Here is a 23938-nt window from a genome sequence, read left to right as displayed (position 1 = left end):
CGCTGATTTAATTCACGGTTACATTCGCACCGTCATATAGATTTATAAATCCGTTGGTTACAATTACATCACCGGCTTTCAATCCACCTGACACTATTGTTTTATTTTGTATTTTATTTGATATGGTAATATTTTGTAAAATGGCCTTGCCATTTTTAATAAGATAAACCTGCGGTTGCTTAGCCGTACCCATAATTGCAGCAGAGGAGATAACAATCCGATCCTCTGGTGTGCTTTTTTTCAAAACCACTTTACCAAACATGCCCGATTTAATTTTAAAAGCCGCTGTGTTATTTACTGCAAACTGAACCGGAAAACTATTTCCTGTATTTGCTTTGCTTCCTATCATTGTGGTTTTGCCGCTTAAGGAAATTCCTGAATAAGCATCTGCTGTTACTTGATAACTCTGGTTCATTTGAAAATTATGCAGATCATTCTCAGGGATGTTTACAGTGAATTTCAACTTTGAGATGTCTGTTATTTGAAGCAACGGAACACCCGGTGCCGCAAAAGCACCTACCTCACTAAGTTTTGCTGTAACAATTCCATTAAAAGGAGCCTTTATAGTTGTTTTAGAAATCTGTTCAAGCAATGTTGCCCTTTGCACTTTGGCGGATCTTAAACCCAATTCTGCTTTTTCTAACTGTATACCTTGAATGGCATCAACCTTAGCTAAAATTGTGTAACGTTTAAAATCAGCTTCTAAACCATCGATTTGCACTTTAAGTGTCTGCAATTGTAATTTCAATAAAGAATTATCTAACTTAATCAGTGGCTGACCCTTATGTACAACACTTCCAACATCAACTAAAACATCATTAATTTTTCCTTGTATTTCAGCGCTTATTTTGGTTTCCTTGTTTGGTTCAAATATTCCTGAATAAGAAGATATATCATCCACATCTTCAAATTGCAATGTATCTGCCTGAACCTTAATAGCCTGCTCCTTATTGTATTGATAAACTTTACTTTGAGTAATTTCTTTATTGCTTCTCAATTTTATTACGACAAAAGCGATTACTATCAATGGTATGATAAGGTATAGTGCTTTTTTCAGGGTTGATGATTTTGCATTCATTTTAGCCATTATTTAGTCGATAAAATATTTCCGGTTGCTTTTTTAAGTTCTAAATCTGCTTTCAGATAATCTATTACAGCAGATAAATATGTTTGCTGTGCTTCCCGCAAAGCATTATCTGCGAGTAAAACATCAGTTAAGTTTGCAGTTCCTTGTTTTTGCTGCAGGATTGTTTGCTCGTAAATAGATTGTGCGAGTTTAATTTGTGGGTCTGTGGTTTCCACGGATTTTTGGGCTACGAATCTCTGTAGTTTTGAATTTTCTACCTGCATCTTATTTTGTTCGGTAAGTAAGCCCAATTGAAGTTCATTATTTTGGAGTTCTAACTTTTTCTGATTGATCTTTCGTTTCGTAACCGTTCCGCTGAATATGGGAGACGATAATTGAATACCAGCGAAGCCAACCGGATAGAATTTTAGAAAATTATCCGGTCTCTTGTCGTAGCCAAAACCAGTCGATCCATAAGTACCGAACAATGAGATCGAGGGCAGTTTTGAATGTTTTAAAGTATTTAATTCACTTGTCAACAACCGGTTTTGTGTTTTTATAATACCAATATCCAATATTGATAACCTTGTATATTCTTTAACCTTTTGATATTCAATTTCTGGTTGAATTTGTAAATGTTGTTCGACGGGAATTCCCATTGCGAACTTCAAAGCATTGAGAACTTGCTCATATTTACTGACTATACTTTCTTTTTGTGTACTAATTTGTGCAACCTGCAATTTTACCTTACTTACATCTGTCCCTTTGGCAAGAAGATGCTCTTTAAGTAGTTCTGTATTTTGAAGAAGTTTTCTGGCATTTACAAGGTTGCCCTCAATAAAAGCCAATTGGTGATGCAATATTTGTGCATTGTAATATAGGTTTGTGATCTCAAAATAAATCTGTTCTTCTGTTTTCTGGTATTGTAAATCTGTTAATTCTGAGGCTATTTCAGTGGTTTGGATAGCTCCGTACATTTGCGGATTATACAAGGGCATTGACAATTGTAAGTTTGCATTAATATTGTGCGGAACACCAAATTGGGCTTCTTTAAATTTTCCATCAGCGCCACCGAAAACTGAAAGTGGCATTAACTGATAAGGTAAATTTGTAAAATACTTATAATCTGCGTTTGCAGTTATTTTAGGCATTAAATTCGCTTTTGCCTCTTTATGCTTTTGTTCGCCGATAGCAATCGTGTTTCTGCTTATTTGCAGATTTTTGTTGTGAACCTGGGCGGTGTCAATACACTTTTCCAAAGTCCAGACTTGAGCGTTTGATGGATTTAGTCCAACTACTAAAAGCAGCAGGATAATATATGGTATGTGAATATTTACTAACATGACAAATCAAATTTTTTAGTTGGTTATAATGGAAATATGAATTAAGTGTTATGGATATACTTTATCATATCAAAAACTAAAGGAACCTGAACTAACTTTCCATTTTCACTTTGTTTATTTTTCAATCATATTTAACAGTCCGTTTAAAACGATGCTTCCGTCTTTAATTAAATTTGAATTATGTCCAGAGAGTTTCCATTTTAACACAGTCATGCGCATACTGCCCAGAATAATAGTTGAAATAGTTGCCGGACCGATCAACTCACGGTAAAGTCCTTCGTCCTGACCTTTTTTGATGATAGCACTGATGTGGTCCTGCATGAGTTCCATCATAGCTGAAACCTTCTCACTAAGGCCTTTATTAAATTGAAAAATACCTTCGGAAAAAATTACACTAACAATAGCCGGTTTATTTAAAAATGCATTTAATTGAGAATCAAAGATTTCTTTTAACTGCTCTGTCGGCGTAATTTCTTGTTTAGAAATAATCGCTGCAACCCGATCTTTCATTTCAAAAATAAAATAGGACAAAAGGCCAAGTAAAATTTCATTCTTGCTTTTAAAATGTCGGTACAAAGCACCCTCCGATAGTCCCAGATCAGAAGCTAAGTTTTTTATTGTTAATTCTTGTATGCCATATTGGTCAATCCGCAAAGTGGCGGCTTCCATTATCTCTATCTGCCTTTCAGTAAAATCCTTATTTGTCATAATCCAGCATCAATTTTTTAATAACTAAATTTATCTCTACTTCATTAAACCCGGTAAGTGAGTGTTCGCTTACAAAGATAAAATAAATTTTATTACAACAGCAAATTTATTTACAGCAACCTGTTAAATCTGAGAGTCGACATGGAAAGAAAAATTGGTGCTGTCTTGTTTACGTAGCTCACATCAAGTGGCTAAACATTAATACACTCAGGAATAACTCTTATTGGCTAGGAAATAGAATGACCGCCAATCTCTCATAGGCCTGCTTGTGTTTGGAAGTGGACATTTTTTCCAAATTTATCATGCGCCATCTGACAGATGGTAATGCTGCAACGGCATTTGGATCGGCAACGCCTAAAAGCGACCAGTCCAGTTTTTTTTTAAAAGTGAAGAGGACTTGCGTTCATCCTCTCTCATGCTTTGGTTAAGGTCAGTTATGAGTCTTCGCGAGAATAAATATGGCGATAGTCGCCAAAGGAAGCACTAAGTAACCTATCTAAAGGTAACTCTGTCTTTTGCATGACTTAGGTGTACCATTTGGTGTAGAACTTAATTATTCTTGTTTTACTGGTTTGTAAACTCTAATCCTCCAGCAAACGCTTGATAAAGTCCTTCGTTTCCTGAGTATTATAATCTGCTATACCATCATGCTGGTAAACAATGTCGCCATTCTTGTTAATTATAACTGTGGTTGGTAACGTTCCCTGGAAGATACTTTTCGGAATTGTTCCGGCTGGGATAAATGCAGGTAAGGGATAGTTATTTTTTTCAAAATAATCCTGAGACGCCTTCAATTCTCCATCCACATTGGCCATTAAAAACAGAAGATCTTTTTCGTCTTTGAAATGTTTCGCGAGATTACTAATTGAGGGCATTTCTGCAATGCATGGCGGGCACCACTCTGCCCAGAAATTTATGAAAATCACTTTTCCTTTGCTATTTGCAACATCAATTAGTTCGCCGTTTACAGATCTGAAAAGTGCGGAGGGTACGGCACGTTCACCTTCGGCTTTTGCCGGAACAAAATCTGGCTCATACAAGCCAGATTTTATAAGTCCCTTCAGGAGTAAACTTTTTGCTTCAGGATTGAGAGCAATTACTGCAAGCACCACCATACTAATGATGAAGCCAATATTTGATTTGATATACTTCATTTTACTTCTTTATTTGAACAGCAGCACCCTCTTCCAGTTCTTCGGTTCCCGATTTTAAAATTTTGTCTTCAGTCGTCAGATCTCCAAAAACTTCCTGCATTTCTTTTTTTCTGATTCCAAGTGCTACCGGAATTCTCTCAACTAATCCATTTTCAACTTTCAAAATAAACACTCCCGATTGGGCCTGAACGACACTGCTTGCAGGTAACCATAAAGTAGAATCCGGGCGTTTAAGCATTAGTTTTACCTGTGCATATTCACCTCCTGCCAATGTCTGATTTCGATTGTCTACATCGAACTCGACTGCTATTGATCGGCTTTCCTGATCCAGTAGACCGCTGTTTCTTGACAATGATGCTTTGTGGGTTTTTCCAGGGCGATTGCTGACAGTAAAAGTAGCAAGGGTATTTCTGGTTACGGAATGGCCATGTTTTTCAGGAATGGAAACAGTTAATCGTAAGCGTTCCTGCTGAGCGATAGTAAACAATGGCGTAGAATTATTTTCGCCAACCAATGCACCCACAGAAACATTTCTGGAAACGATGGTGCCACTAAAGGGAGCTGTAATCCTCAGATAATCTTTCAGTTGGGCAGATGCTCCGGTCGATGCCTTCGCCGAATGATAGGCAGCGCTGTCACTACGGAGTTGCGCCCTTGCCCGGTCCAGTTCAATTTCCGCTACGGCACCGTTTTTTGATGCTGCTTTTTTAAGCCGCTGGTAGGCTTGCCGGCTATAAAGATAGTTCTCATAGAGCTTTCGTTCGCTGGATTGAACCGACAGGTACTGCTGACTAATTTCAGGTGCTTCCAGTACAGCAAGCAGCTGACCTTTTTTCACCCTGCTGCCCCTGTCTACATAAAGCTTTTTGACAAATCCTTTCGCCTTGGCAAAAACGTCTACTTGCTCAAAGGGTTTAAGCTCTCCGGGTAAAGACAGTGGATAAGGCGGCTGATCTGCTAAGGGACTAATTACTTCAACTACAGGGATTGCAGATGCTTCTTTTCCGGTGTTCGCTTCTTCGCTTTTACCGGTCGAGCAAGCACTCATAATGGCTGCCAGTCCGGATGTGATTATAAATAATGCTATATTTCTAGATTTCATAAACTTCTTTTTTTGAGATTATTTTAACAGGTATTTTCGTTAGAATTATTCTTTCCGGATCATCTGGATCCAGGGAGTTGCTGGTGAGAGTTGCTTTGCCTCGCACCATGACAAACAGATGTGGTAATACCAGTAGTGAGGTAACGGTTGAAAGTATAAGACCGCCAATGACAGCTTGCCCCAAGGGGGCAATTTGTTCGCCGCCGTCACCCATTCCCAAAGCCATCGGGATCATTCCAGCGATCATAGCCAGGGTTGTCATCACGATTGGTCTTAGTCTTGAAGAGACTGCAAGGAAAGCTGAGAGTGAAGCTTCCATTCCTCGTTTCCTGTTTAATTCAGCCTGATTTACCAGCAGGACTGCATTAGAGACCGAAACACCTACAGACATAATTATTCCCATGTAGGATTGAAGATTTAAGGTGCTTCCAGCGGCAAGTAAAATTAGTAAACTCCCACCTAAAACCGCAGGAACAACCGAGAGGATGAGCGCCGAAACCGCGAAGGATTGGTAATAGGCTGTAAGTAAGAGGAAGATCACCACGACAGCAACCACCAGGCCGGTTTGTAATCCGTCCATCGTTTCACGAAGTAGCTGTAATGTTCCCTCGGTTTTAACGATCACTCCCCGCGGCGCTTCTCCCACATTCATCAATGCCTGTTCCACAGCTTTCGAGGCTGAGCCAAGATCTTTATTGTAGGTATTTGCCTGAACGGTTACGTACCGGTTAGGCCCCTGTCTGTTTACTTGACCAGGCTGTTTGGTTAAACGAAGTGTAGCTACATCTTCCAAAACAGGCCGCGTTGATCCCGATTTTAAGGGCAGCGAACGTAGATTTTCAAGTGATTGCAATTCTGCTTCCGGGATCTGTAGCTGCACCTGGAACACCAATCCTGATTTAGGATCTACCCACAGGTTTTTGTTGGTGAATCGCGTGGAAGAAGTAGCTATGGTAAGCGCTTTGGAAACCTCCTGCATGCTTAACCCAAACTGAGCGACTAATTCCCTGTCGACATCTATCTGAACGCTCGGGTACTGAACCGGCTCCACCACCCGTACATCTCTGAAGAACGGAGTTTTCTTTAGTTCCTCTGATATTTTGCCGGCGTGTTTAACAGCCGTCTTTAAGGGTCCGGCAGCAACCTTTATTTGTATAGGAGTATTTGCGCCCTGACTCATAATCTTCTGCACCATTTCCATGGGCTCGAAAGTTAACTGCAGCTCCGGATATTTGGAGTTAACTGCTTTTCTGATGTTTTCTTTTAATTCTTCAATAGATTCGGAATAGACTTCCTGATCAATCGATAATTGAAGAACGGATTCATGAGAGCCACTGGTAAACAGGAAGATTGGATTGATCGCAGTGGTGGAAGGTTGAAGTCCTACGTAAGCTGAGCCAATTTTTACGGCATTGTCGGGCAGTTGCTTCCTGATCAGCAGAGTAACATCCTTCAGATATTTTTCTGCCTTCTCGAGCCTTGTACCCTGGGGTGCTGCAATCCGCAATTGAATATCGCCACTGTTACTGGCTGGCAGAATATCGGTTCCGATAAGTAAAGCGGCAAGGCCGATCATTACCACCACTAACAGGGCATATAGTGCTACGACCTTCTTTTTGTTGTTTGCCGCTTTTCGGGTCAGTAATAAATAAGAGCGCTTGAATTTCTCAAAACGGGTGAGTTTTTTCTTATGGAAGCTCGTTTGGTGATGATGAAAATTATCCGTTTTCATCAGCCAGTTCGCCAGAATTGGAACGAAGGTCTGCGATGCGATGAAAGAGGCGATCATGGCAAAAGCAACGGCTAAAGACAGAGGCAGGAACATGTCTTTTGGAATGCCGGTCATCATAAACGATGGCACCAGTACTGCCAGGATACAAAGCAGGATCAGTAGTTTAGGGATGGATATTTCCAGCAGGGCATCCAGAATTGCCCGGTCTTTGGGCTTCTCCATCTCAAAATGCTGGTGAATGTTTTCGATGGTTACCGTTGCTTCATCTACCAGAATTCCTATTGCCAGAGCAAGACCGCTAAGCGTCATAATATTGATCGTCTGACCCATAATGTAAAGCATGATCACTGCGGAGAGGATTGCTATCGGGATAGTCAGCACCACGATCAGTGCGCCCCGTTTATCGCCCAGGAACAACAGAACCATTAATCCGGTGAGCACGGCACCGAGAATTCCCTCATGTACAAGATTATTCAAAGCTCTTGAGATGTAGCCGGATTGATCGAATACATAGTTCACTTTCACATCCTCAGGAAGAGCACCTTCCAGCATGGGGATTGACTTTTTCAGGTTGTCGACGACGGTCAGAGTAGAGGCATCTGCTTTTTTGATCACCGGCAGGTACACCGAACGCTTTCCGTTAATGACTGCATATCCGGTTGTGATATCCGCGGCATCTTCTACCGTTCCGATATCCTTAACAAAAACCGTAGTTCCGGAACCTGTGCGAAGTGGCATATTCAAAAACTCTTCCGGACCTTTGGCCATGGTATTTACCGGACTCATCAGGTTTTTATCCCCAATTCGAATATTTCCGGCAGGAGATGGAAAACTGTTTTTGGCAATGGCAGTAGTCACTTCCTCTGCAGATAAACCATAGGATTGCATCAATCCAGGATCTACTTTTACCACAATTGTCCGGACATTCCCTCCGAATGGGGCAGGTGCGGTAACACCAGGGATATTTACGAACATCGGTCGTATCTTGGTGAGCGCTAATGTTTGCAGTTCCGTAATGGTCCGCTTGGGGCTCTCAAATACGAGTTGTCCTACAGGTTGCGAACTGGCGTCGAAACGTACTACCTGAGGAGGAATGGCCCCGGGCGGCAGAAGCGCCATCGCACGGGAGACCTGGGCTGAAAGTTCCGCTGAGGATTGCGCCATGTTTGTTCCGGGATAAAACGTCAGCTTCATCAGGGTAAAACCCTGAATACTTTTAAAGTCGATATCTTTAACGCCACTGACGAATATGAGCAGTTTCTGGAATTCGTTGGCCATAAAACCGTCCATGTAGGCCGGAGTTAAGCCTCCGTATGGCAAGGCGATATAGATAGCCGGAGATTCTATTTCCGGGAATATATCGACATTGATCTTTTTTATTGCTGTGAAGGAAAAGTAGGCAATGGCCAGCACCGCCACCATTACCGTGATGGGTTTCCTCAGAGCAAGTCTTATCATGTTCATCTTGTTCTATTTGAATTGGTTAGAGAGATAGCTAAAGTCGCCTGATAGCTCCGAGCGGGCAATCACCTGATCCCAGAATTGCTGGTAGGCTTCAATGTTTACCTTTTCGGATTGCTGAAGAAGTAATTGGATCTGCAGCAGTTCGGTCAAATTGATCAGACCGTTCTGATAGCGCGATAAATACAGGTCATAAGCTTTCCGGGCCTTATCAACCGCGCTATTGGTCTTTTCAACCTGCTTCCTGCTTTCATTTAGGCGGCTGTTAACAGATTGTAAACCGGTATTTAATTGCAGGCTCTGCGCCTCAAATCTTGATTGGGTAGCAGCTTGTTGTTGCTTAATCCGGTTTCTTTCTGTAATACTATTGAAGGCGCTGCTGATATTCCAGGTCAGGCCAACGCCGATCAGATAATTACTATTCTGATTGTTGAAACCAGACGACCAGCCGGAATTTATCAGACCATTTGATCCAATGCCACTACCTCGTGAACTAAGTCCCCCGAGAACTGATACGCTTGGAAACAGTTTTCGGGCAGCAACTTCAGCCCTTAACTTGTCATTCTCCACTTGATCTGAAATGACATTTAAGTAGGGATGGCCAGCAGTTGATGTATCCGCAGGTGAAAGCGGAGCGGCTGAAAGATAGTTTGAAAAGCCGAAATAGACGCTTTTTTCGTTAATCGGTACCAGCTCTGTCAAACGGACTTTGCTTGCTTCAAGCCGACCTGTCCAGTCGTCTAGTTCTCCTAAGGTCTGCAGGTAGGAAGAAGCGGCAAGCAGGGTGTCAGCACCTGGTTTTAACCCTGCGTCAGCTAAGGTCTTGGACAGCTCAACGATCTCCTTTACCCGCTCCGCATTGTCTTTTGCCCATTGCTGTTTTGAGCCGGTATAGAGGATATCGGAATACAGACGGCTTACCTTTGCCTGGACGGATAATTTTGTTGCATCAAAAGTACTTTCCGCTTTTTGGATATTTGCCTTTGCAGCTTGTACGGCCTTCCTTTGTCTTCCGAACTCGAAAACGCGCCAGTCCACGAGAACTGACCCAAAAGTGTTTGCAGCGGCTGAAGCTCCGGAAATCGCCGGATTGCCGCTTACATTGAACGTACCCGGTAAAGGGAAAAATGCACCTGTACTCCCAGCAAAAGTTCCGTAAGAATTCTGCAACTGCAACTGTAAGTTGGGTAGAAAGTCGTTTTGCAGTTCCCTTTTCTGATATTCTGATTCCCGTATCAGGGCCTGTTTTTCCGTCAAGCCCGGGTATCTCGAAAAGGCGGCTTCCCACGCCTCGGAAAGAGGTAATTGTCTCTCTTGCGAGTAAGACTTAAGATTGACGAGCAGCATGAGAACCGCCGTCAGGTAAAGCTTCTGCTTTATCATGCTATGAAATTTTTAAGAAATGAATAGAATTAAAGCTGCCTGTTAAGGCAGGAAATGATTAAGCCAGATTGGCTTAGGGAAGGATCAAATCAGAAGTAATCTATTCTTTATGTAGAGAGGTGTGCTATTGAAAGCAAGTGAAGCTTGCGGATAAAACCGTGCGAGCCTGTGATGCCATAGAGCAAGTAAGACAGCGGAGATGAAACCCAGCAGCGTAGTTAGAAACAGTGCTTGTGGTAATAATGAACCCAGGACTTTTGATCCTGGTTGATCAATATTTTGCAATATAGTTCTGTCATCAGAAGAGCAAAGTTGAGGACTTGCAAACTGAACATTATCAGATATTGCCCTGATCTTCTTAAACCCAAACCCATTAACCATGCTGGATTCCGTGTGAGCTGAACCTTGAAAAAACGCTTCAATACTTTTCCTCACCGCACAGGTTGATAACAGCATACAAGTAACAAGTAAGCCTAAAACGATAGTTTTAAGGTTACTTGCTTTCCTGATACAACTTATTATCCTGGAATTGAACATTGGCTGCAAAGATAAGTGCTTAATGGGTAGAACCACAAGTAACAATTAAATTAGGTGGAAGTTTTGATAGTTTTTTACATCGAATGAACAGTGCATCGTTAGGTATGAAACTACTGCTTCCACTAATTTGACCTGCGTATGTTGCCGATTTCTTCCATATTTGTCAGGCACTCCCTGGGTGGTAATAAAAGCGGCACTATACACCTTCTCTTTGCTCAAAAGTTCATCTCCAATAAAGATTTGTTGAATTCTGCTTCCTTTCGGATTTTCGATCCTCATGAATACCGTCAGTCCGAGACACCTGATCTACTGAGAAAGTCCGTTCGAGGTTTTCCTCCAGCATTTCCGTAATTTCCAATCCCGTGATTTCGACAGTTGAAATCTCAGGATTCATTGGGGCTAAATTATAAATATCCCATTTTGTAATTGGGCCGGCTGGAATCGGTGCGCCATAGCGCCAACCATTAGAGAAACTAACATCGGCTTTAGTCGCTGCTTGTACAGCCGAAAGAAGTAGATGGTCCGCAGAACTGTTCAAAGTGTCATACCTGTGCAAAACGGTTGAAGTTTCACCAATAATTTGTTTCTGTAGATATTGATACGGTTCCTGCGCCGCATTTATTAATCCTTCCATTTCCCGATCCGGAGCCAAAGATTCCTGAACCTCTCTAAGTTGGTAGTTGAAACTTTTGATAGTCTTCGATTCTATTTCTAGCTCCAAATGTCCAAGAAACGAACCATGGCAACCACTTTGAATAACAATTGTATCATCCACCAAAACGGGATCAAACAATCGGTTATGTGTGTGGGCACTTAAGCAAACATCAACGCCCGGAACCTGCGACAATATTCTCACATCCTGAGGAAAACCATTATGAGATAATAGTATTACAAGATCGGCTCCCTGACTCCTTACTTCTTCAATAAATTTAGGCAGTTCATCAATGCCGGTAGTTACACTTATTCCCTGACTGAATTGTTCGGGCATTGTTTTGTCGATGATATTAGAGCAAATGCCAATGGTAGCTACTTTTATTTCTCCGATCTGCTGCAGGGAGTAAGGCTTCAGCAGGCGCTCTTTTTCAGCATTATAAACGTTGATCCCTAGAATGGGATAGCGAAGTTGTCCAGACAGATGCAACAACTGCTGCGGGCCAAACGCAAAATCCCAGTGCCCTACCATCGCGTCGAATCTTATTTCATTTAGGATTGGTATGAGAACTTCTCCCTTCGACTCAACTACGGGGAGCGTACCGTGAAACGTATCGCCCCCATCAAAAACAAGAGTATAAGGATTGTCCTTTCTGATGCTTTTGATCAGAGTTTGAATCCTAGAATATCCCCCCGCAGTTCTTACAACATTTCCATTCCCCGTAAAAAATAGTTCAGGGTGTAGTTCTAAATATCCGTGAACGTCATTAATAAAAGCGATTGATAGTTTCATACATTGCTATTTATGGATGAACAATGGCCCAGCCCTCATAATGGCGAATAATAATTTCTCCATTACCGGAAGGGACATACGAAATAAAAGGGAACAATGCTCTCTTGTCGATCTTTCTTTCCCGCAGAGTGTTTTCGCACATACCAAGGATCACGCCTTTCTGTTGCAGATCTTTAAGTTTAGCCTCAAAAGGCCCTGTTTTTTCATACACCTTCACGCCGTCTCCAAAGACAATTAATTCGATTTGAAGCTTGCCTTTTAATCGCGGGTCTTCCAATGCATTTTGGATATTTCTGAGCGTTCCGTTGATTTTTTTCTCGTCCCCATTATTTAAAACGTACAAGGCCTTATAAGAGTCTAATGTGGCTTTTGCCCCGGTAAAAGGAATATTTTCCTGAGCTCGTGCAGTGCAGAGGAAAACAAATGCAAAAAGTGTAAGAAGAATTGCTATTCTTTTCATAGTGTTATCTGATCGTTTATGTTCAAGGAGGCTAGCGATGCAGCCCCTCAAATGCTAGCTATTTTTGAAACTCCTTTATCGCCTCACTGATATCATACACGTCGGCTTTGCCTTTCAGTTCTGAAGAAAGCAGCGAACTGGCGGCGGCGCTCCGATAGCCTCCAGCACAATGGACTGCTACCGGTTTATGGGTTGGAATTTCCTTTACCCGGCCACGGAGTTCCGCTAAAGGAATTGACAGGCTGTTTGCAAAGATCTTTTGTTGTTTTACCTCCGAAGGATTACGCACATCAACAATGGTATATTCCTCAGGATTTTCCTTAAGGTTGTTGAGATCCAAAAGGGCCTCTTCCTGCTCCGCAAAATCAAGAACAAAAGCTTCCTTTATCCGGCTTTCATAGCCAATTGAAGCCGCCCGTTCAATCATCTTTTTTAATTGATTTTCGTCTTTAGCTGCCAGATAAAAGCTTTCTCCAGGTTTAATGATACTGCCAAGCCAGGTTTCAAACTTTTCGCCTTCCATGATATTGACAGAATGAGCAAGATGCCCTTTCTTGAAATCCTTATCGTTTCTGACATCTACTACCCAGAGTTGCTTATCCAGATCTTTTGTATCTTCCTCAGAATTGATCTTCTTCGCAATCTGCACAGCGGCAACACTTGGTGAAAAATCTGGTGCTCCTTTTTTATTCAGATCAACATTGTAGGAGAAGTATACCGGGATAAACGGTAGGTCAGAAGTTAGTTCCTTCACAAACTGCTCTTCCGGCAGATCTTGTAACGACCAGTTGTGTTGCTTTTCTTCGCCAATAGTGGAACTGCTTGCATCGCTCAAAGCCTTTCCGCAAAGTGTTCCGGCTCCGTGTCCGGGATAGAGAACGACGTCATCATCCAATTTTGCCAGTTTCTCTCTCAGCGAAGAATACATCTGCTTCGCAAGGTATTCGCGTAAAGCTTCCTGCTCTCCGCCAAATTCCCGTAGGTCGGGACGACCGCAGTCACCAACAAACAAAGTATCTCCGGTGAACACTGCTTTATCTTTTCCATTGTGTTCTAAAACAATAGAAATACTGTCGGGAGAATGACCTGGGGTATTTAGAGCTTTTAGCTTAATCTTTCCAAATTCAATACTATCGCCTTCATCGAAAGGAGTAACAGGATAACTTGCCTTCATCAATTTGCTTCCATAGATCTTTACTCCGGTTTTATTTTGAATTTCCCGGTGACTGCTCACGAAATCGGCATGTGGATGCGTCTCGATCACTCCAATAATTACAGCCTTGTGTTCTTCTGCAAATCGATAATATGGGTTAGGATTGCGGGAAGGATCTATTAACACTATTTGATTTTCGCACTCACTTAAAACTGCGTAACTGTATTGTGCTAAATACTTGTCCTCAAATTGTTGAACTTTCATTTGGATAGATTTTGTGTTTGTCCTCATGCAAAAGTATGACCACAATCACTTTTGTTCTGTGACAATTGTCACCGAGCTCCCTTTCTCATTATGAGCAATTTTGGAGAAACAAAAAAGATTGTGAAATACATAATTATAGGCGCTGTAGCGGGCGGAGCCAGCACCGCAGCAAGATTAAGAAGATTAGACGAACATGCGGAAATCGTCATTTTTGAAAAAGGACAGTATATATCTTACGCCAATTGCGGACTTCCATATTACATCGGAAATGTGATCAAGGATAGAAACAAACTCTTCGTCCAGACTGCCACTTCCTTTGCTGCAAGATTCAATGTAGATGTGAGAGTAAGTACCGAAGTCACCGCCATCAATCCTTCTGTAAAAACAGTAAGCGCCATTAATCTTTTGACTGGCGAAGAGTACACAGAATCGTATGATAAACTGGTGCTGTCGCCGGGCGCCAGTCCGATACGGCCTGCTCTACCTGGAATACAGATCGAGGGGATTTTCACCGTTCGGAATGTGGGCGACACTGACTATATTAAAGGCTACGTTACCGAATCAAAGCCACAAAAAGCCGTTGTGATTGGAGCCGGTTTTATAGGCTTAGAGATGGCCGAAAATCTGCATGAACTCGGTTTGGAAGTAAGTGTGGTAGAAATGGGCAATCAAATCCTTGCTCCGGTAGATCTTCCTATCGCCGCTATTGCGCAGAAACATCTCAGAGAAAAAGGGATTCAATTGCATTTGAACACTGCTGTAACCGGCTTTGAGAAAGAAGATGACCACTTGAAAGTTCAGCTGCAGGATAAGGCAGCCCTGGATGCAGATCTGGTAATCCTTTCTATCGGTGTCAGGCCTGATACGAAGCTGGCTGAAAATGCAGGTTTAAAAATAGGACAGGCAAAAGGGATATGGGTAAATGAATATCTTCAAACCTCCGATCCTGATATCTATGCAGTTGGTGATGCCATCGAGTATGCTAACCCGATATCTGGTCAGCCGACAATTACTTTTCTTGCAGGGCCTGCGAATAAGCAGGGTCGCATTTGTGCAAATAATTTAGCGTTCGGCAATAATCAGAAATACAATGGTTCGATCAATACCGCTATTGTGAAGCTTTTCGACCTGACTGTAGGAGCTGCTGGGATGGCTGTAAAACATTTGGAACGAAATAAAATTCCTCACCTCACTGCAACCATTCATGGAAATTCACATGCGGGGTATTATCCTGGCGCCCAACTGATGACTATCCAGATTGCTTTTTCTCCTGAAAACGGACAACTGCTGAGTGCCCAGGTTATTGGCGGAGAAGGCGTTGATAAACGGCTGGATGTGCTTTCTTCGGTAATCAAAAACAAGGGAACGATTTATGATCTGATTGAATTTGAACAAGCTTACGCGCCTCCGTTCTCATCCGCTAAAGATCCTGTTAATATGGTGGGTTTTGTGTCTGAAAATATTTTACTCGGCGGGTTGAAAGTTATCGAATGTTCAAAACTGGATTCAGTGGAAGCAAATGCAGCTTTAATTGATGTGCGCACCCCGACGGAGTTTGCAGGAGGAACAATTGAAGGCGCTGTGAATATTCCTCTGGATGAAATAAGAAATCGCCTGACTGAAGTTCCTACAGATAAACCGCTTCATATTTTCTGCCAGCAAGGAATGCGGGGCTACCTGGCACAACGGATCCTTGTTCAAAGCGGATTTAGGAATGTCACTAATCTTTCCGGTGGTTACCTGCTGTGGAAGACGTATAAGGATGAGATGGAGCAGGCGGAAGCAGAGGTTTTGTAGGGAGATTCAAGGCCTGCGAAAGGTGCAGGCCTTATCCTTTAAAAACGTGGTATGTAATCAATTTCCTATTGATTTTCAATAACCTTATTCGTTGAAGTATGATAAATCGTTGAAAACGGAGGAAGGCTTTTTGTAATCCATACGTTGCCACCGATAATACTATCATGACCTATTACGGTGTAGCCTCCTAAAACAGTTGCATTCGCGTAAATTACTACCGAGTCTTCAACAGTTGGATGTCGTTTCGTTTCAGCCAGTTCTTTTTCGACACTCAGTGCGCCTAAAGTCACACCCTGGTAGACCTTAACATGTTTCCCTATTTTACAGGTTTCGCCAATCACAAGTCCTGTTCCATGATCGATGTAGAAATACTCGCCAATTTCAGCTCCGGGATGAATATCAATACCGGTTTGGGCATGAATGCATTCGGTGATAATCCTGGGAAGTAAGGGTATCCCAAGCTTCAGCAATGAATTCGCGACGCGATAGAAGCAAATAGCAAAGAACCCGGGGTAAGCTCTAACTATTTCGAAACGCGATTTAGCTGAAGGATCACCCTGGAAAATAGCATCTACATCCGTGTTCAAGACCCGGTACAATTCAGGGATATTTTCAAAAAACTGTTCGGCTTTTAATTCATTGTCGCAGCCATCACAAGCCGTAGTACCTTTGAATATTTTTAAAAGTTGCTCTTTTAACAAATCAAATCGATTGTCTATTTCCGCAGTGCTGGGGTAAATTATTTTATTGTGCTCCGGATATAAAAGGAAAATAAGGTCTTGTACCCAACCTTTAATGATGTCGTTAGAGGGAACAGACTCTACAACTTGCTGTTTCTCCTTCAGATGACGTAAAAGTTCCTGATTCATCTGCTGCTATATAATTAGAGTGAATCGATCGCTTCCTTCAATTTCAGGCTCACTTCGCCAGCTATTGCTTCCAGATTTTGATTTTGAACTGCAGACATCGTTTCCATAGGATTGACTGCAGATACTTCTACTTTGCCGTTCGTGCGTTCCTGAACAAGTACATTACATGGTAGTAATACACCTATTCTATCTTCCTGTTCAATTGCCTGGTGAGCCATTTTGGGTTGCAAGCACCGAGAATACGGTACTCACGAAAGTCGACGTTAAGTTTTTCCCTGAATTTTTCCTTTAGATCTATTTCAGTAATGACTCCAAACCCTCTGTCTGCCAGTGCCTTTTTAACCTTTGTTAAAGCCGTTTCAAAAGAGTCGCTTACTTCCCTGGTATGATAATAATTCATCTGGTCCATTGCTAAATGTTCACGATTAGAGATAGAACACCCTCTAGCGCATTAAGTTCTCTGATTCTGCCAAATGAACAATTGCAATAAGTTCGCCAGTGGTACTAAAAAGTGGAGAGATAAAAAATCAAAAAGGATCCGTTTAGAGATCCTTTTGATATTTAATTGGTGACAAGTAATGAAGTAATATCGTCCTTGAATACCTAAAATTGATTGTCATGAGTAAGATAACGGGTGAGATGGTAATTGCCATTAAAAGCCATAAATTACTTTCTCCAACAGTATAAAAGGCGGCTATGCCTGCTATCACTAGTTCCGCTACCGTAAATGCGTAACTGACGTACATCGCAGCGTAAAAGAAACCCGGTTCTATCTCATATTTTTGATTACAGTATGGGCATCTTTCGTGCATAGCAGCGTACTTCCAACTAAATATTGAGTTCTTGTAAATATCACCCTTTCTACACCGTGGACATTTTTCATTAATCCCAGCTGATATCTTAGTCATCACTATCACTTCTTAAGGTTTTACACTAACATTTACCGGGCTCGTAAAAGTTGCCCGACTAATACAAAAGTAAGGAGTTGATAAAGCGTCTTTGGTGACAAAAGTTACCGAACATTCACGTTACCGAAATTAGCTTTGTAAGAAATTTGTGGACTATGGAATTTTCAAAAAGAAACACAGGGATAGTTTTAGGAATTGTACTTGGGATGTTAGCAGGATTTCTATATTGGAATTATGTGGGCTGTGTAAGCGGCACCTGCGCAATTACTTCCAGTCCCGTAAACAGCACTTTGTACGGGGCATTGATGGGTGGTTTACTGGGTAATACGTTTAAAAAGGAAAGGAAGACTGAATGATATTTTGCGCTATGACCTCCCTTTCTTTTGTCCGGGGATCATCCTAAGCTGCACAACCAGGGATGATAAAATAGTTAACCCACCGATTGCTGCGATAGCCGTGGAAAGACCGAAAGTATCTGCAAGGATTCCTGAAAGGATTGCACCAAAAGCATAGCCGGAATCTCTCCATAGCCTGAAAATACCAAGACTTTCAGCCCTTTGTTCGGGCCTCGTTTCATCTGCAATAGCGGCCAGAAAGGTTGGATATACCACAGCAGTTCCTATCCCTAAAACTACTGAGATAAGCACGTAATGAGTCAACTCGAATGCAGGGATTAACAGCAACAGAGCTAAGCCCTGGGCAAACATGCCCCAAAATAGCAGTGTCTTTTTATTTATTCTATCAGCAAGTCTACCGGTAAAAAGCTGCCCTAGTCCCCATACTGCAGGATAGATCGAAACAATCATCCCTATCTCCTTCAGTCCATATCCATGATTACTTAAAAGAAGAGGAAGCAGCCCCCAGACCATTCCATCGTTTAAATTATTAACTAAACCTGCCTGCGTAATTGATGATAAATTTGGATGACGAAGGCTTGTGTCAAGAAAAACTTTGTCAAGCGGTTTTATGGTTGATGTCTTTTTTTCTGTTAAGACGAAGCCCCTGGTGTCTCTGATCAAAAAAATACTGCCAGCAAGGCCCAGAGTGGAAATAGCAATTCCGATATAAAAAGGATAGGGTCTGAGGCCATATTCAGAAGCAATAAAACCGGTTAGAAGAGCTACCAGCGCGACAGCAAGATAACCAGCAAACTCGTTAAGTCCCATAGCCAGTCCCCGGTTCTTTTCTCCTACCAGGTCGATCTTCATCACCACGGTGGATGACCAGGTTAATCCCTGACTTATCCCCAGGAGCACATTAGAAGCAACTACCCAGGTCCAACTTTCAGCGAAGATAAGTATGATCGGCACGGGGATGGCAAAAAGCCATCCGTAGATCAGGAGCTTTCTCCGGCCAACAGTATTTGCAAGTGCTCCTGCAAAGTAATTTGCTATAGCCTTTGTAAAACCGAAAACAACAATGAAAGAAAGAAGTGCGGATTTAGCTACAATCCCAAATTCTTCCCGCGCTAACTCGGGTAGGATCGAACGTTCAAGACCGATCATTCCCCCAACAAAGGCATTTATGATTATAAGAAGCGTGAACTGCTTCCAGTTCTGCCGGAGCCCCAGTTGGATTTTACTGCTCATTCTACAGGGTAGCCCTTATTGATCCAGTCGACTTTAATATTGGTTGCTAAATTTAGAAGCTTCCCATTCTTGAATCCGGCAGCTTTCAAGGCGGTAAAGGCCGGACGGATGTTCGGACAACGGTCAAACGGACAACAGCCACAATAAACAACTACCGTTGAAGCTTTTGGAATGCTTGATAAAGCCTTCTTAAACCGGTCCAGATTTTCCTTTTCGCTAGCACCACCCATATTTCTTGCCCCTTTGATATTCTCAACCACGCCTATATTGAAGATAAGCGGTTTTGAACCTTTCGGATTTTTTATCATAGCCGCCAGCGAAGCGGGGGCCATCAAGTCAGTTCTAGTCCAGGGATCCTTTACCAATTGTGGCTTCGCTGGAAATTGCGCCCAGGACGTAAACGCTACAAATAGGGTGAGAACAAATGTAATTAATGTTGTCTTCTGCATCAGTGAGGTAGTTTGTCTTTAATTAACCCATATAAATAAGTACCCGAAAGGGCTCCGATCACGACGATGATCATTGCCAAATAGCCGTAACCGATATTTACGAACATCGGGCCGGGACATGCTCCCGTTAAGGCCCAGCCTAGGCCGAAGATTGAGCCTCCGATAATATACCTCGGCCAGCTTTTATCTTTATCCTGAAAGGTAATTGGATTGCCTTGAGTGTCTTTCATTCGGAATTTTTTGATGAGAAACACAGCCAACACCCCAAGTACCACAGCCGTTCCGATAATTCCGTACATGTGGAACGATTGGAAACGGAACATCTCCTGGATACGGTACCATGAAATGGCTTCAGACTTGGCCATGATTACGCCGAAGACCAGTCCGGTTAAAATATATTTTAATCCTTTCATCTTTATCTCTTAAAATATTAATGGGAGTAGTAAATGAGTCATTACCAAACCACCTATAAAAAATCCGATCACTGCTATGAGAGAAGGGAGCTGCATATTGGAAAGACCACTGATCGCATGTCCGGAGGTACATCCTCCCGCATACCGGGCTCCGAAGCCTACCAGTACTCCGCCAATGAGTAAAACCAATATCCCTTTCGGGGATGTAAGAACATCTGCCGTAAAAAGCTGCGAAGGGTTTAATCCGCCGTCGAAGGCTATCCCCAGGCTTTTCAGATCTTCGATCGTAGCTGCTGACAGGCGAAGCGGCTCCTCGTTCTGAAGAATGGTTGAGGCCACAAGGCCTCCCAGCACAGATCCGAACAGGAAGAGGAGGTTCCATTTTTGAGTTCTCCAGTCGAAGTCGAAGAACTTTACTTTTTTTCCGGCACCAGCGATAGTACACATGGTGCGCAGGTTTGCCGATACACCGAATGATTTGCCGAAAAATAGAAGCAATACCATGATGAAAGCAATAGCCGCTCCCGAAATATACCAGGGCCAGGGCTGTCTAAGTAGTTCAAGCATGTTGTTTTTTTATTTGAAATGTCAATAAAGGTTTGATGCAATGATTCACCAAACGTTCGGCAATACTGCCAAACAATAGATGATTAATCCCTTTACGGGCGTTAGTTCTGATACATACCAGATCCATCTCGGCCTCGCGGTTAAAATTTCTGACACCATCGGTAACTTTTCTGTCGCGGTACAGATGTGTCTCATATTTTTCCAACTGATGTTCCTCGGCGAAAAACTTCATCTGCGCTTCAATTTCATCCGCATATTTTTCCTCACCTTCGGTCAGGATTTGGAGCAGGTGGATGGTGCTGTCAAAAGCCTTTGCCAGTTTCTTAATGGTCTCGATCTGAATGCCTTTTCCAAACTGCTCAAAGTCAGCAACTAAAAGGATGTTTTTCAGGTCAAGCATCGGTGTTCCCGGACGTATTGTCAGAACAGGAACCTGTAAATAGCGGGCCACGTGCTGTGCTTCCGATCCGGAAATCATTTCCATAAATCCATCAGAACCCTTAGTGCCCATTAATACCAGGTCAGCTCCCAGTTCAGCAGTGGCCAGATTGATCTGGTCTGTCAGTTTCCCTACACGTATATGCGCTTCGAATTTCGCCCCGCGGCTTTTCAATGCTTCAAACTTATTTAAGGCTTCCAACTTCTTGCTCTCCAGCACAGCATCAGAGCGACCTTCAAGATAGTCGGAATCAGAATCGTTCACCTGCATCACATGAAGCATATGAATCTGGATCGGGATTTTTCTTTCAAGCACCTGCGCCATTTCTATAGCCAGGGAACTCACTTCAGAAAAATCGGTAGGAATTAGAATATTTAGAGTTTCCATCATTGTTTTATTGATAAAAGAGGTCGCCCTTATCGTGGCCACGCTCCAATTCCACCAACTAAATTGTAAGATTTTAATCCAAGCTTCTCAAAAAGCGATGCCGCGCTTCCGCTCCTGTTGCCACTACGGCAATACAGGAAGTAAGTTTTGTCTTTATCGAGCTTTTGAACCCGGCTTTGAAAATCAGGAGCCATCAAATCGAGGTTCTTTGCTCCGGGAATACTACCAGAGGAGAACTCTCCCGGAGTACGTACGTCAATCAGCTCTGCTTTATCTGTTGTTTCAAACTTCTGTTTGAAATTCTTTCCGTCTAAATCGTTTTCTTTCTTTGAAAAAATGCTGTTAAACATGATTGTGCTTTTTAATGATTAATAGATTTTTATGCTTAGGCCATTGTACTTGGACATACATAAGGACTAATTTCAAATTTTCCTGATTCTTTCAGCGCTTTAAATCCGCCTTTGATGTCTATAAGATTATCAAAGCCACGTGCACGAAGTATCGAGTTGAAGATCATGGAGCGATATCCACCTGCACAATGCACATAGTAGGGCTTATTTTTATCCACTTGAGTCATTGCGTCATTGATGTAATCAAGAGCCGCGTTTTCTGAATTGATCAGATGCTCTGAATAATGCTCTGTATTTTTCCGCACATCCAGGATATTCACTTCCTTACCATTTGCTACTCTGTCAGCCAGCTCCTCAGGAGTGATCGACTCAATCTGATCCACTTCTTTTCCGGCTGCTTTCCAGGCTTCGATGCCGCCTTTCAGATATCCTAAGGCATTGTCATAACCAACGCGGGCCAAACGGGTTATAACTTCTTCTTCCCGGCCTTCATCCGTGATCACTAATAGTTCTTGCTGAATATCCGGAATTAAAGTCCCAACCCATGGAGCGAAACTTCCATCAATCCCTATATTGATTGAATTCGGTACAAAACCTTTCGCGAATGTCTGAGGATCACGAGTATCTAGAAGCAGGGCTCCGGTTTCATTCGCTGCTGCCTCAAAAGCTTCAGGATCTAAAGCCTGTGTTCCTTTTTTCAATACGGTTTCAAAGCTCTCGTAGCCTTCCTTATTCAATTTTACATTTAAAGGAAAGTATGCAGGAGGAGGAGTCAGACCATGGGTAACCTCCTTAATGAATTCATCTCTGGTCATATCTGCCCTTAACGCATAGTTGGTTTTCTTCTGATTGCCTAACGTATCAGTAGTTTCCTTACTCATATTCTTGCCACAAGCAGAACCCGCACCGTGGGCAGGATATACAATGATGTCATCATTCAAGGGCATGATTTTAGTCCTCAGGGAATCGAAAAGAGTTCCGGCAAGCTGTTCCTGAGTCATATCCGCTGCTTTTTGTGCCAGGTCGGGGCGGCCAACATCTCCGATAAATAGTGTATCACCCGAAAACAAAGCAGTCTCTTGCCCCTGCTCGTCAATCAAAAGATACGAAGTCGATTCCATTGTGTGGCCGGGAGTATGAAGAACTCTGATGGTTATATCCCCAATTTTAAATTCTTCGTTATCCTTGGCAATGTAAGCCTCAAAGCTGGGGTCGGCATTCGGTCCGTAGATAATGGGAGCGCCTGTTTGTTTTGAAAGATCTACGTGTCCTGAAACGAAATCAGCATGGAAATGCGTTTCAAAAACATACTTGATGATTGCCTCGTTTGCCTTAGCTTTTTCTATGTATGGACTGACTTCCCGTAGTGGATCTATAATCGCAGCTTCGTTTCCCGATTGAATGTAATAAGCACCCTGTGCTAAACATCCGGTGTAAATTTGTTCAAGGATCATATCTTTATTATTCTTTAATTTCATTTTGATAGTACAAATTTCGGTATCTCCTAAAGCAGGGACGGTGACTTTTGTTACAGAAGGAACTATCCGCTTATTTCTCTGAAAATGATGTAAATACCCATTACCAGAACAAACCAGCCAAAGCCTTTTTTAAGCTTTTCTCCCGGTATTTTCTTGCTCAATAGGCCGCCTACAAATATTCCGGCCACTGCAATTCCTGTAATGGTTAAAAGGAAAGTCCAGTTGATAGTAAAGTGTCCTAAATCTCCGGCAAAACCGAATAGCGAGTTCATGGCAATAATTGCCAAAGATGTCCCCACCGCTTTTTTCATTGGCAGTTTTATCAGAAACACCAGGGCTGGAATTAACAGAAAACCACCTCCGGCACCAAGCAAGCCGGTAACTAATCCGATGCTAATACCATAGCCGAGTAGTTTGAAAAATTTAATGCAGTCGGAGCATTCTTTTTCAGGACCGGCTCCACTCTTGTCCCGGATCATGCTAATGGATGCTACCAGCATTAGTAATCCGAAAAGCACCATGGTGAGGAATGATTCTGTAATGGTAAATCCGCCTATTGTAGTTATTTCCCTGGGAATGATCGGAACAAGAAATTTCCGTGTTGCAAATACAGTGATTACAGAGGCGGCTCCGAAAAATAAAGCCGCTTTCAAACTCACTAGCCCTTTACGAAAATTATTTACGGATCCGATAAGACTGGTTGAACCAACAATAAAAAGAGAGTAAGAAGTTGCCAGCAAGGGAGATACCCCAAAAAGATAAACCATCACCGGTACGGTCAGGATCGATCCACCGCCGCCTATTAATCCCAGTGAGATCCCGATTAAAGCTGATGCAATATAGCCTAGTAGTTCCATTATTTTGTTTTGATACTACAAAGGTCAT

Annotated in this window: 22 protein-coding genes and 1 pseudogene; 2 read left to right on the top strand and 21 right to left on the bottom strand. The window is 42.4% G+C overall.

The window, feature by feature from the left end:
- Positions 1-7: 7 nt before the first annotated feature.
- From BCY91_RS11345 to BCY91_RS11295, 10 genes are all read right to left on the bottom strand, one after another.
- Positions 8-1087 carry an efflux RND transporter periplasmic adaptor subunit gene (locus BCY91_RS11345; RefSeq protein ID WP_220699477.1) on the bottom strand — a complete coding sequence of 360 codons (1080 nt, stop codon included), beginning with the start codon at positions 1085-1087 and terminating at the stop codon, positions 8-10.
- Positions 1087-2409 (bottom strand): TolC family protein, encoded by a 1323-nt coding sequence (locus tag BCY91_RS11340; protein WP_120182108.1) that lies wholly within the window; start codon positions 2407-2409, stop codon positions 1087-1089. The genes BCY91_RS11345 and BCY91_RS11340 overlap by 1 nt, the downstream gene beginning before the upstream one ends.
- 114 nt (positions 2410-2523) lie before the next feature.
- Positions 2524-3117, bottom strand: a complete 594-nt coding sequence (locus BCY91_RS11335; protein ID WP_120182106.1) for a TetR/AcrR family transcriptional regulator — start codon at positions 3115-3117, stop codon at positions 2524-2526.
- 581 nt (positions 3118-3698) lie between these two features.
- Positions 3699-4271 carry a TlpA family protein disulfide reductase gene (locus BCY91_RS11330; RefSeq protein WP_120182104.1) on the bottom strand — a complete coding sequence of 191 codons (573 nt, stop codon included), beginning with the start codon at positions 4269-4271 and terminating at the stop codon, positions 3699-3701.
- 1 nt (position 4272) lies between these two features.
- A complete protein-coding gene (locus BCY91_RS11325) occupies positions 4273-5373 on the bottom strand; it encodes an efflux RND transporter periplasmic adaptor subunit (RefSeq protein ID WP_120182102.1) in 1101 nt (366 codons plus the stop codon).
- Positions 5363-8569 carry an efflux RND transporter permease subunit gene (locus BCY91_RS11320; RefSeq protein WP_120182100.1) on the bottom strand — a complete coding sequence of 1069 codons (3207 nt, stop codon included), beginning with the start codon at positions 8567-8569 and terminating at the stop codon, positions 5363-5365. Before BCY91_RS11320 ends, BCY91_RS11325 begins: the two co-directional genes overlap by 11 nt.
- 6 nt (positions 8570-8575) lie before the next feature.
- A complete protein-coding gene (locus tag BCY91_RS11315; protein ID WP_120182098.1) occupies positions 8576-9949 on the bottom strand; it encodes a TolC family protein in 1374 nt (457 codons plus the stop codon).
- Positions 9950-10709: 760 nt separating this feature from the next.
- Positions 10710-11930, bottom strand: coding sequence for a bifunctional metallophosphatase/5'-nucleotidase (locus tag BCY91_RS11305; protein ID WP_220699476.1), 1221 nt, complete (start codon positions 11928-11930; stop codon positions 10710-10712).
- A 10-nt stretch (positions 11931-11940) separates the two neighbouring features.
- Complete coding sequence (locus tag BCY91_RS11300) at positions 11941-12390, bottom strand: DsrE family protein (protein WP_120182094.1); 450 nt, start codon at positions 12388-12390, stop codon at positions 11941-11943.
- A 58-nt stretch (positions 12391-12448) separates the two neighbouring features.
- Positions 12449-13807: an MBL fold metallo-hydrolase gene (locus BCY91_RS11295; RefSeq protein WP_120182092.1), complete on the bottom strand. Its 1359-nt coding sequence runs from the start codon at positions 13805-13807 to the stop codon at positions 12449-12451.
- 90 nt (positions 13808-13897) lie between these two features.
- Here BCY91_RS11295 and BCY91_RS11290 point away from each other — a divergent pair, with 90 nt between their 5' ends.
- On the top strand, positions 13898-15604 hold the full coding sequence (locus BCY91_RS11290; protein WP_245989098.1) for an FAD-dependent oxidoreductase: 1707 nt from the start codon (positions 13898-13900) through the stop codon (positions 15602-15604).
- Positions 15605-15669: 65 nt separating this feature from the next.
- On the opposite strand, the gene BCY91_RS11285 is transcribed toward BCY91_RS11290, so the two are convergent.
- The 3 genes and pseudogenes from BCY91_RS11285 to BCY91_RS11275 all read right to left on the bottom strand — a co-directional run bounded on the left by BCY91_RS11285 (position 15670) and on the right by BCY91_RS11275 (position 17285).
- Entirely contained in the window at positions 15670-16473 is an 804-nt protein-coding gene (locus BCY91_RS11285; protein ID WP_120182090.1) for a serine O-acetyltransferase, read from the bottom strand.
- Positions 16474-16487: 14 nt separating this feature from the next.
- Positions 16488-16873 (bottom strand): annotated as a pseudogene (locus BCY91_RS17885) (DUF302 domain-containing protein).
- Positions 16874-17015: 142 nt separating this feature from the next.
- Positions 17016-17285, bottom strand: a complete 270-nt coding sequence (locus BCY91_RS11275) for a DUF983 domain-containing protein (protein ID WP_245989111.1) — start codon at positions 17283-17285, stop codon at positions 17016-17018.
- Between the two features lie 251 nt (positions 17286-17536).
- Between BCY91_RS11275 and BCY91_RS17755 the strand changes: the two genes are divergently transcribed.
- Positions 17537-17737: a DUF6132 family protein gene (locus tag BCY91_RS17755; protein WP_120182088.1), complete on the top strand. Its 201-nt coding sequence runs from the start codon at positions 17537-17539 to the stop codon at positions 17735-17737.
- A gap of 9 nt (positions 17738-17746) precedes the next feature.
- Here BCY91_RS17755 and BCY91_RS11265 read toward each other — a convergent pair whose 3' ends face one another.
- From BCY91_RS11265 to BCY91_RS11230, 8 genes are all read right to left on the bottom strand, one after another.
- A complete protein-coding gene (locus tag BCY91_RS11265) occupies positions 17747-18970 on the bottom strand; it encodes an MFS transporter (protein ID WP_120182086.1) in 1224 nt (407 codons plus the stop codon).
- Positions 18967-19419, bottom strand: a complete 453-nt coding sequence (locus tag BCY91_RS11260) for a rhodanese-like domain-containing protein (RefSeq protein ID WP_120182084.1) — start codon at positions 19417-19419, stop codon at positions 18967-18969. The genes BCY91_RS11265 and BCY91_RS11260 overlap by 4 nt, the downstream gene beginning before the upstream one ends.
- Positions 19419-19832 (bottom strand): DUF6691 family protein, encoded by a 414-nt coding sequence (locus BCY91_RS11255; RefSeq protein ID WP_120182082.1) that lies wholly within the window; start codon positions 19830-19832, stop codon positions 19419-19421. Before BCY91_RS11255 ends, BCY91_RS11260 begins: the two co-directional genes overlap by 1 nt.
- Before the next feature lie 9 nt (positions 19833-19841).
- The gene (locus BCY91_RS11250; RefSeq protein ID WP_120182080.1) at positions 19842-20399 is read right to left on the bottom strand and encodes a YeeE/YedE family protein; all 558 of its coding nucleotides are present in this window, start codon (positions 20397-20399) and stop codon (positions 19842-19844) included.
- Positions 20392-21228 (bottom strand): universal stress protein, encoded by an 837-nt coding sequence (locus BCY91_RS11245; RefSeq protein ID WP_120182078.1) that lies wholly within the window; start codon positions 21226-21228, stop codon positions 20392-20394. The genes BCY91_RS11250 and BCY91_RS11245 overlap by 8 nt, the downstream gene beginning before the upstream one ends.
- Positions 21229-21254: 26 nt before the next feature.
- Entirely contained in the window at positions 21255-21575 is a 321-nt protein-coding gene (locus tag BCY91_RS11240) for a rhodanese-like domain-containing protein (RefSeq protein ID WP_120182076.1), read from the bottom strand.
- A gap of 35 nt (positions 21576-21610) precedes the next feature.
- Positions 21611-23053, bottom strand: a complete 1443-nt coding sequence (locus BCY91_RS11235; RefSeq protein ID WP_245989094.1) for an MBL fold metallo-hydrolase — start codon at positions 23051-23053, stop codon at positions 21611-21613.
- Positions 23054-23115: 62 nt separating this feature from the next.
- Complete coding sequence (locus tag BCY91_RS11230; RefSeq protein WP_120182074.1) at positions 23116-23910, bottom strand: sulfite exporter TauE/SafE family protein; 795 nt, start codon at positions 23908-23910, stop codon at positions 23116-23118.
- Between the last annotated feature and the right edge of the window lie 28 nt (positions 23911-23938).

Source organism: Pelobium manganitolerans, assembly GCF_003609575.1.
In the GTDB taxonomy this organism is placed as follows: Bacteria; Bacteroidota; Bacteroidia; order Sphingobacteriales; family Sphingobacteriaceae; genus Pseudopedobacter; species Pseudopedobacter manganitolerans.
Note: the sequence above shows the minus strand (reverse complement) of the source record. Positions and strands in the feature narration are given on the sequence as shown.

Excerpts from the sequence above, each read along its gene's own strand:
- BCY91_RS11345 (WP_220699477.1), bottom strand. The coding sequence starts at position 1,087 with ATGGCTAAAATGAATGCAAAATCATCAACCCTGAAAAAAGCACTATAC.
- BCY91_RS11340 (WP_120182108.1), bottom strand. The coding sequence starts at position 2,409 with ATGTTAGTAAATATTCACATACCATATATTATCCTGCTGCTTTTAGTA.
- BCY91_RS11335 (WP_120182106.1), bottom strand. The coding sequence starts at position 3,117 with ATGACAAATAAGGATTTTACTGAAAGGCAGATAGAGATAATGGAAGCC.
- BCY91_RS11330 (WP_120182104.1), bottom strand. The coding sequence starts at position 4,271 with ATGAAGTATATCAAATCAAATATTGGCTTCATCATTAGTATGGTGGTG.
- BCY91_RS11325 (WP_120182102.1), bottom strand. The coding sequence starts at position 5,373 with ATGAAATCTAGAAATATAGCATTATTTATAATCACATCCGGACTGGCA.
- BCY91_RS11320 (WP_120182100.1), bottom strand. The coding sequence starts at position 8,569 with ATGAACATGATAAGACTTGCTCTGAGGAAACCCATCACGGTAATGGTG.
- BCY91_RS11315 (WP_120182098.1), bottom strand. The coding sequence starts at position 9,949 with ATGATAAAGCAGAAGCTTTACCTGACGGCGGTTCTCATGCTGCTCGTC.
- BCY91_RS11305 (WP_220699476.1), bottom strand. The coding sequence starts at position 11,930 with ATGAAACTATCAATCGCTTTTATTAATGACGTTCACGGATATTTAGAA.
- BCY91_RS11300 (WP_120182094.1), bottom strand. The coding sequence starts at position 12,390 with ATGAAAAGAATAGCAATTCTTCTTACACTTTTTGCATTTGTTTTCCTC.
- BCY91_RS11295 (WP_120182092.1), bottom strand. The coding sequence starts at position 13,807 with ATGAAAGTTCAACAATTTGAGGACAAGTATTTAGCACAATACAGTTAC.
- BCY91_RS11290 (WP_245989098.1), top strand. The coding sequence starts at position 13,898 with ATGAGCAATTTTGGAGAAACAAAAAAGATTGTGAAATACATAATTATA.
- BCY91_RS11285 (WP_120182090.1), bottom strand. The coding sequence starts at position 16,473 with ATGAATCAGGAACTTTTACGTCATCTGAAGGAGAAACAGCAAGTTGTA.
- BCY91_RS11275 (WP_245989111.1), bottom strand. The coding sequence starts at position 17,285 with ATGCACGAAAGATGCCCATACTGTAATCAAAAATATGAGATAGAACCG.
- BCY91_RS17755 (WP_120182088.1), top strand. The coding sequence starts at position 17,537 with ATGGAATTTTCAAAAAGAAACACAGGGATAGTTTTAGGAATTGTACTT.
- BCY91_RS11265 (WP_120182086.1), bottom strand. The coding sequence starts at position 18,970 with ATGAGCAGTAAAATCCAACTGGGGCTCCGGCAGAACTGGAAGCAGTTC.
- BCY91_RS11260 (WP_120182084.1), bottom strand. The coding sequence starts at position 19,419 with ATGCAGAAGACAACATTAATTACATTTGTTCTCACCCTATTTGTAGCG.
- BCY91_RS11255 (WP_120182082.1), bottom strand. The coding sequence starts at position 19,832 with ATGAAAGGATTAAAATATATTTTAACCGGACTGGTCTTCGGCGTAATC.
- BCY91_RS11250 (WP_120182080.1), bottom strand. The coding sequence starts at position 20,399 with ATGCTTGAACTACTTAGACAGCCCTGGCCCTGGTATATTTCGGGAGCG.
- BCY91_RS11245 (WP_120182078.1), bottom strand. The coding sequence starts at position 21,228 with ATGATGGAAACTCTAAATATTCTAATTCCTACCGATTTTTCTGAAGTG.
- BCY91_RS11240 (WP_120182076.1), bottom strand. The coding sequence starts at position 21,575 with ATGTTTAACAGCATTTTTTCAAAGAAAGAAAACGATTTAGACGGAAAG.
- BCY91_RS11235 (WP_245989094.1), bottom strand. The coding sequence starts at position 23,053 with ATGAAATTAAAGAATAATAAAGATATGATCCTTGAACAAATTTACACC.
- BCY91_RS11230 (WP_120182074.1), bottom strand. The coding sequence starts at position 23,910 with ATGGAACTACTAGGCTATATTGCATCAGCTTTAATCGGGATCTCACTG.